The sequence below is a fragment of the Streptomyces humicola genome (assembly GCF_024436035.1).
GTDB classification, from domain to species: Bacteria; Actinomycetota; Actinomycetes; order Streptomycetales; family Streptomycetaceae; genus Streptantibioticus_B; species Streptantibioticus_B humicola.
Window position 1 is genome coordinate 1 of record NZ_JANFNG010000056.1, and the last position, 7117, is coordinate 7117.

Genomic DNA, 7117 nt, shown 5'->3' on the forward strand with positions numbered 1-7117 from the left:
GCCCTGGAAGTCGATCTCCATGAAGTGGTCGACCGGCACTCCGGTGAGCTGGTGGACGGCCGCTGCCGTGCAGCTCGGGCCGTACTGCAGGGTGCTGTTGATCCGGTTGCGCTGGGCCTGCATCGTCTGGTGGGTCTGCGGGTCCGTACAGGACGGCAGCTCCGTGACGGTGTCGCGAGGGATGCTTATCACGGTGGCGTTGGAGCGGTCCGCGGAGACGTGCACCAGCATCTCCACATCCGCGTTGGCTCCCGGGCCGCAGTCGCCGCCGATCTTGCAGTCGGCTGCATTGTCGCGCCCGTCCGAGCCCATCATCAGGATGTTGATCGGGGTGCGCCCGAACGCGTCGGGCTTCTCCGTGCCGCCCCCGATCAGCGGCACACCCTTGATGTTGCCGTTGAGCTGCTCGTAGACCACGGCGCCCACACCGGCCACGATCAGCACGAGCGCGGATGTGGTTATCGCCACAATCTTGCCGACGCTGCGTTTCTTGCGCCGCGAGCGGCCGCGACCGGACGCCGCCGCCCTGTGCCCGGACCGCGGCGCCTCCCGCACGGGCGCACCCCGCCGGCTCTGCCGGGGGGTCGGGATCCCGCTGTGCGTAGCCGAGGCACCCCGGCGGTGCGATACGTCCGTCATGCCTCACCCTATGCGGTCGAGCCGGGCCGTTCCGGCGCTGATTCTGTGCGACGGCAGCACACGAGTACGCGTATCGTGCGGCCGCGGGGAGCCCCGATCAAGTAGATGCATGATGGTCACCTAAGGTTGCGTGATTGCGCAACCTAACAAGGCCCCATGAAAATCACGTAAAAAAGGCGCCGCAGGTCCGCAATGGAAGCGCTTCGTATGTCGCCCGGTACGGACCGTGACCACCTTCAGGCTCTGCGCCGCAATCCGCGCAGCACCTTCGCCTCGGTGTTGAGGTAGCCGTTGCGGTAATCGAAGCGCGGGGTGTCGGAGAACGTCAGGTAGAGCCACTTGAAGTTCTCGGCAAAGGAATAGGCGGGGAAGTAGTCGCCCTGCACCATGGGCCGCTTGGTCACGTCGGTAATGATCGTGTAGCCGTTCGCGACGCGGTGGTACGTCCTGAGGTTCTCGAAGTACCGCCAGGCGGTGGTGCGATAGAACGGGTCGCCCGTATGCCCGTACAAGTCGAAGGCGCAGTTGGCATATTCCGGGCGCAACTCGTTGGCCGGGGAGACGACGGCGAGGGTGGTGTAATCGATCTCCTCGGGGATGACGGCGTATTTGTCGAGAACGGCCGTCCAGGACCGGTAGAAGTCCGCGGCAAGTGTGTTGTCACCGCCCTCGGACAAGTTGTCGACGGCGAGTTCCGACTGCTGCCTGCCGAGCACCTCGCCGGTGTTGAAGTCGACCTGCTTGAACCACAGCAGGCCGTCCACCCACTCGACCTGGTACTTCTTGAACGCCGCGTCGAACATATGGAACCAGCCCAGGCAGTCGGTATCCCCGAACATGGCCCAGCCGCCCCACAGATATTCGTAGAAGGAGTCGGCGGGCGGATTCGGGGCGGCATCGGTGGAGTCCGTCCACTCACCCGTTTCGATGTTCATGGTGGTGCCGAGCAGGTTCAGCGAAGAGCGCCGCTGGATCGCCGCCCGATAGGCGAGCTTGGAGGCGCGGTAGTACTTCGGGTTGCCGGTGAGCTGCGACAGCACCCCGAATTCCAGGATGTTGGTGCCGATCTCCGCAAGCGGCACGCTGGTGCCGGAGACCTCGCCGGTGCGCAGATTGACGTGCGAGTACGGCATGCCCGTCGGCGAGGAGGTGAACGCCGTCAGCAGGCGGTCGGCCAGGTCCGTGCACGAGGTGAGCAGACTGCGCCTCCCGGTGGCGAGGTAGCCGGAGATCAGCCCGCCGACGAGCCGGATGTTCGCCTCGAAGACATGGAAGTCAGCGTCGATGTCGAAGTCGAGGTGGGACTCGATCCACGCCACGCACTGCGCGACCTCGTCGTCGAGTCCCATCACGAAGTGGGTGTCGAGCGCCTCGACGATCGACAGGCCGACGGGATGGCCGGGAGCGAAGAACTCCTGGTAGCCGCCGGAGACCGGCAGGACCTCGTCATGACCCCACGCGAAGCGCTTGTAGCCGCCCCAGGCGTGCAGGAACTCGGTTCGGATCGCATCCGCCTTCACCGGGTCGGGCGGGCCGAGTCTGGACGGAGCGGGCGTGGGCGCCGCGCCGGGCATGCCGGACGGTGTGGCGGCCGCGGCCGCGGCCTGCGCTGGGACGGCCAGACGCGTCGCAGCGGCCAGGCCACCCGCGGTGAGCCACGTCACCGCACGGCGTCGCGACACCATGTCCCGCGGATGCGAAGCACCATTCATGACCCGCTGCCCTCCCGGCTGAACCGCCCTGGTGTGACCCACCCTGTGAGTGCCCGTCAGGTCGTCGGAGATGACCGACGGCTGCGCTCATAGTGATGCAGACGGCTGCGCTCATAGTGATGCAGGGGACGGGCGGTGTCAGCGGAACGGACTCGACAGATCAGATCGGGGGATAGCGGCAATAGACTCGTGTGCCTGCGACGCGGACGGGAGTGGTGACAGGTGACCCGAGCACGCCCTGCCTCGGCAGAGAGGGCGGACCGCGGCGAGCCGACCGCCGACGTACTGGAGGAGGCCGCCGCCGCCTTCGGCATGCTCGCATCCGCGGCCCGGCTGCACATCGTGTGGGTGCTGGCCCAGGGCGAGTGCGACGTCAGCACCCTCGCCGATCGGGTCGGCGGAACATTGCCGCAGGTCAGCCAGCATCTTGCCAAGCTGAAGCTGGCGGGTCTGGTGCGGTCGCGGCGCGAGGGGCGCCGCCAGGTGTACCTGGTGGACGACGCGGACGTGGTGGATGTGGCGCGGTCCATGGTGGGCCGGCTCACCGTCCGCCGCGCGGGCGGGGAGGGCGCGAGTGGCCGGGGGGCGTGTTGACGCCGCTTGACCTCTTGCGACGGCTGGACACCGGCCCGCGCGGACTGCTCGAGGCGGAGGCTCACGAGCGCCTGCTGCGGTACGGGGAGAACGTCGTACTGCCGCAGGGCGTAGCCGGGCGTCCGCGCCGGCTGCTGCGCGCGCTGCGTGATCCCTTCACCGCCGTGCTGCTCTGCCTCGGGACGGGATCCGCGGTGATCGGGTCATGGGGCACCGCCTGCGTCATCGCGGCTCTCGTCGTCGTCAGCTGTGTGCTGCGAGCCGCCGGCGAGTACCGCGCCGACCGCTCGGCGGCCGCGCTGCGCAAGCTCGTCGCCTCCACCGCCACCGTCGTGCGCCGAGCTGCCGGCGCGGCCCAGCCGCTGGCGCGCGAGATCCCGGTCGACGAGCTGGTGCCAGGTGATGTGGTGCGTCTGGGGCCGGGCGACATGGTGCCGGCGGATGTGCGACTGCTGCGCGCGGACGGGCTGACCGTCCACCAGGCCACGTTGACCGGCGAGTCCGCACCGGTGCCCAAGTGCGCGGACGCGATGCCGGGCGATCACGGCGATTCGCTCTACGACCAGCCGCACCTGTGCTTCGCCGGAACGAGTGTGGCCTCCGGGACGGCGACGGGCGTGGTCACCGCGACGGGTCCGCGGACGCATTTCGCGAGCGCGCACGGCGGTCTGGCGCGGCGCCGGGTCAGCGCTTTCGACCGGTCGGTGAACGGAGTCTCCTGGACGCTGATCCGCTTCATGGCGCTGACCGTGGCGCTGGTACTGACGGCTTGCGCAATGGTGACCGGGCGCGGACTCGAGATGCTGCCGTTCGCCGTCGCCCTGGCGGTGGGAATGACCCCGGAAATGCTGCCGGTCGTCGTCACCACCGCGCTCGCCCGTGGCACCGCCGAACTGGCGGGGCAGGCCGACGTGATCGTCAAGCGGCTGCCGGCACTCCACGATCTTGGTGCCATTGACGTCCTGTGCACGGACAAAACAGGCACCCTCACCCGGGATGCGCTCACAGTCGCCTGCCATCTGGATGCCGAAGGCCGCGACGATCCCGAGGTGTTGTACTGGGCGGCCATCAACAGCCTGTGGACGATCGAGCTCGCCGACGCACCCTCGGCGGACGCGCTCGACGAGGCCATCCTCCGCGCAGCAGACAACGCCGCGGCCGACGACGGCGACGCAGAAGCCGACACCGCCGCCGACGCCGACACCGACGCCTCCGACGATGCGGCAGCCGGTCCCGGGCGGCGCGCGCCCACGGGTGTGGACGCCATCGGCTTCGACCCCTCGCGCCGCCTCTCCACCGCCGTCGTCCTACGGCCCGGCAGCCTGGGCGTGCACACGCTGGTGGTCAAGGGCGCGGTCGAAGAGGTCGTCGAGCGGTGCACGATGGACGACGCCGCGCGCACCCGCATCCTCGCCCTCGCCACCGAGCAGGCCGATGCGGGCCTGCGCCTGCTGGCCGTCGCGACCGCGGATCGTCCGGCGCGCTCCCGCCCGTACACCCCCGCCGACGAACGAGGGTTGACACTGCTCGGCATCGTCGGCTTGCGGGACGAGCCCGCGCCTGGTGCCGCCGACGCCCTCGATGCGCTCGCCCGCCGCGGTATCGCCGTCAAGCTCCTCACCGGCGACCATCCCGGAACCGCCGCCCGGATCTGCCGCGACCTGCAGCTCGACCCCGGCGAGGTCGTCACCGGCGACCGGATCGACGCGCTGGACGACCGCGGGCTCGCCGAACTCGCCCGTGGCACCACAGTCTTCGCCCGCTGCACCCCGGCCCACAAGACCCGTGTCGTGAGTGCTCTGCGCGACGCCCGGTACGGCGGCCACACGGTCGGCTTCCTCGGCGACGGCGTCAACGACGTCCCGGCCCTGCTCGCCGCCGATGTGGCGATCGCCCCGCGCGACGCCGTCGACGCGGCCCGCGAAAGCGCCGACGTCGTCCTGGCCGCCAAGGAACTCACCGCGATCGACCGCGCCGTGACGGCCGGCCGCGCGACCACGGCGAACATCGCCACCTATCTGCGGGTCGCGGTCTCCTCCAACCTCGGCAACGTCTTCTCGATGCTGACGGCCGGGCTGCTGCTGCCGTTTCTGCCGATGCTGCCGGTCCAGGTGCTGGTGCAGAACCTGTGCTTCGACGCCTCGCAACTGGCGTTCGCCTTTGGGCGTTCCGGCCCCGCGACCCCCGACCGCCCGTCGGTGCTGCGTCCCTTCGCGTTCGACCGCTACATCACGGTCTTCGGAGTGATCAACGCGATGGCCGACCTGGCCACGTTCGCCGTGCTCGGTCTCGTCGCTCCACTGAGCCGGAGCACCTCAGGGCAAGGGCTCTTCCACGCCGGGTGGTTCACCGAGAACCTCATCACCCAGGCAATGGTGATGGTCCTGCTGCGTGGGATGGGCGGCCGCCTGCCACGGGTGCCGGGTCCGCTGCGGCTCGCGACCGGCGCGCTCGCAGCCGTCGGCCTGCTGCTGCCGCTCTCGCCCCTCGCGCGCCCGCTGCATCTGGCCGCCCTGCCACCGCAGTACTACGCGCTGCTGCTGGTTGTCCTTGCCGCGTACGGAGGTGCACTTGCGCTGGCCCGGCGCTCGACGACGTCAGTCCTGGGATCGCCCGTACCGGCCGGCGATCCAGGCGGCCCCGCGTGCGGCCAGCCGCCTGCGCCGCTGCCAGCGGGAGTTGCGGACGACCGGCTCGGGCGCACGCCGGCCGGGGGGCAGGACCGCAACGGCAGCGAGACGGTGGGCGGCGCGAGCGAGGTCGGCGCGTAACTGCCGCTGACGCTCGGCGCTTGCGGTGCGCAGCAGCGCCGAGTAGAGCCCTTCGATCTCCGCTATGGCCGCTCCGAGCCGCAGATTCGTCTCCCGGACCTGCCGGATCTCCCCGTGGGGCATGAACGCAGTCTCCTCATGGGTTGCGTGGTTGCGCAATACCATAACTTTTGCGGCTACCCTTGGCCCGATCGCTACGGGGACAAGGGTCCGGGAGGGTGCGGGGTCATGGGAGCGGACGGCAGAGACGGCAGCCGGCGATATCCGGCGGCGGAGGTCTGGGGAGCGTCGGCCGCCGTCTTCGGGCTGCTGGCGAACCCGATGCGCCTGCACATCCTGTGGGATCTGTCGCACGGCGAGTGCGATGTCTCACAACTCGCTGAGAGGGTCGGCGGGACACCGCAGGCCGTCAGTCAGCACTTGGCCAAGCTGAAGCTGGCGGGTCTGGTGCGGGTACGAACCGAGGGCAGACGGCGCATATACCGCGCCAATGAGCCGCGCGTCACCGCGGCAGTGCTGCTGATGGTCGAGGGGTTCGCGACGGGCGACCGCACGCAGCAGGCTTCGACCGGCGCCGTCGCGTAACGGCCCGAGGGTTCACAGGACCTTCAGAGGAGATCTGTAGGTTGCGCAACCGTGCAACCATTGGCCACCATCAGACGTCTTCTCGTCGGAGGCTGCGCGCTACGTGTGGCACTGCCGTGATCAGCGCCGGAACGGCCCGGCCGGACCGCATAAGGGTGAGCTATGACCGACGTTTCGCACCGCCGAGGCGCGCCGGCCACGCAGGACGGTGGCGCGATCCCGTCCCCGAGGCGGGGTCGGCGAGGTGTACAGACACCGGGGGCGTCGCGGGCCGCGGGCAGGACGGCGGCGCGCGGCAGCGGCCGGGCCCGGCGCAGGAACAGGAAGCGGTCGGTCGGCAGGATCGTCGCCATGACGACGTCGGCACTGATCCTGGTTGTGGCCGGTGTGGGCGCGGTGGTCTACGAGCAGCTCAACGGCAACATCAAGGGTGTGCCGATATTCGGTGGGGGAACCGAGAAGCCGGACAGGTTCGGGCGCACTCCGATCAACATCCTGGTGATCGGTTCCGACACCCGCTCCTCGGCGGCGGACTGCAAGCTCGGCGGCGACTGCGGCGGCGGACCCGGCAATGCGGACGTGGAGATGATCCTGCACGTCTCGGCGGACCGCTCCAACGCCACGGTGATGAGCGTGCCACGCGACACCGTCGCCCAGATCCCGGCATGCAAGGACCCGAGCACGGGCCAGACGGTGCCGCCCCAGACCACCATCATCAACAGCGCGCTGGCCTATGGCCCGGCTTGTCAGGTGGCGGCCGTGCACCAGCTCACCGGCATCCCGATCGACCACTTCATGATGGTCGACTTCGGTGGG

6 protein-coding genes are annotated in these 7117 nt (G+C 69.7%); 4 read left to right on the plus strand and 2 right to left on the minus strand.

Annotation, left to right across the window (positions count from 1 at the left end):
* Both NGB36_RS32710 and NGB36_RS32715 read right to left on the minus strand, forming a co-directional pair.
* Positions 1-555 (minus strand): LCP family protein (locus NGB36_RS32710; protein WP_372509588.1); only part of this gene is annotated, 555 nt, incomplete at its 3' end.
* Positions 556-875: 320 nt separating this feature from the next.
* Entirely contained in the window at positions 876-2351 is a 1476-nt protein-coding gene (locus NGB36_RS32715) for a glycoside hydrolase family 47 protein (protein WP_255924294.1), read from the minus strand.
* 222 nt (positions 2352-2573) lie between these two features.
* On the opposite strand from NGB36_RS32715, the gene NGB36_RS32720 reads away from it, so the two are divergent.
* The 4 genes from NGB36_RS32720 to NGB36_RS32735 form a co-directional block, all read left to right on the plus strand.
* The gene (locus NGB36_RS32720; RefSeq protein WP_255924295.1) at positions 2574-2945 is read left to right on the plus strand and encodes an ArsR/SmtB family transcription factor; all 372 of its coding nucleotides are present in this window, start codon (positions 2574-2576) and stop codon (positions 2943-2945) included.
* A gap of 14 nt (positions 2946-2959) precedes the next feature.
* The gene (gene mgtA, locus NGB36_RS32725; protein ID WP_372509589.1) at positions 2960-5716 is read left to right on the plus strand and encodes a magnesium-translocating P-type ATPase; all 2757 of its coding nucleotides are present in this window, start codon (positions 2960-2962) and stop codon (positions 5714-5716) included.
* A gap of 228 nt (positions 5717-5944) precedes the next feature.
* Entirely contained in the window at positions 5945-6301 is a 357-nt protein-coding gene (locus tag NGB36_RS32730; protein WP_255924296.1) for an ArsR/SmtB family transcription factor, read from the plus strand.
* A gap of 351 nt (positions 6302-6652) precedes the next feature.
* On the plus strand, positions 6653-7117 hold a 465-nt coding region (locus NGB36_RS32735; protein WP_255924297.1), incomplete at its 3' end, for an LCP family protein.

Excerpts from the sequence above, each read along its gene's own strand:
- NGB36_RS32730 (WP_255924296.1), top strand. The coding sequence starts at position 5,945 with ATGGGAGCGGACGGCAGAGACGGCAGCCGGCGATATCCGGCGGCGGAG.
- NGB36_RS32715 (WP_255924294.1), bottom strand. The coding sequence starts at position 2,351 with ATGAATGGTGCTTCGCATCCGCGGGACATGGTGTCGCGACGCCGTGCG.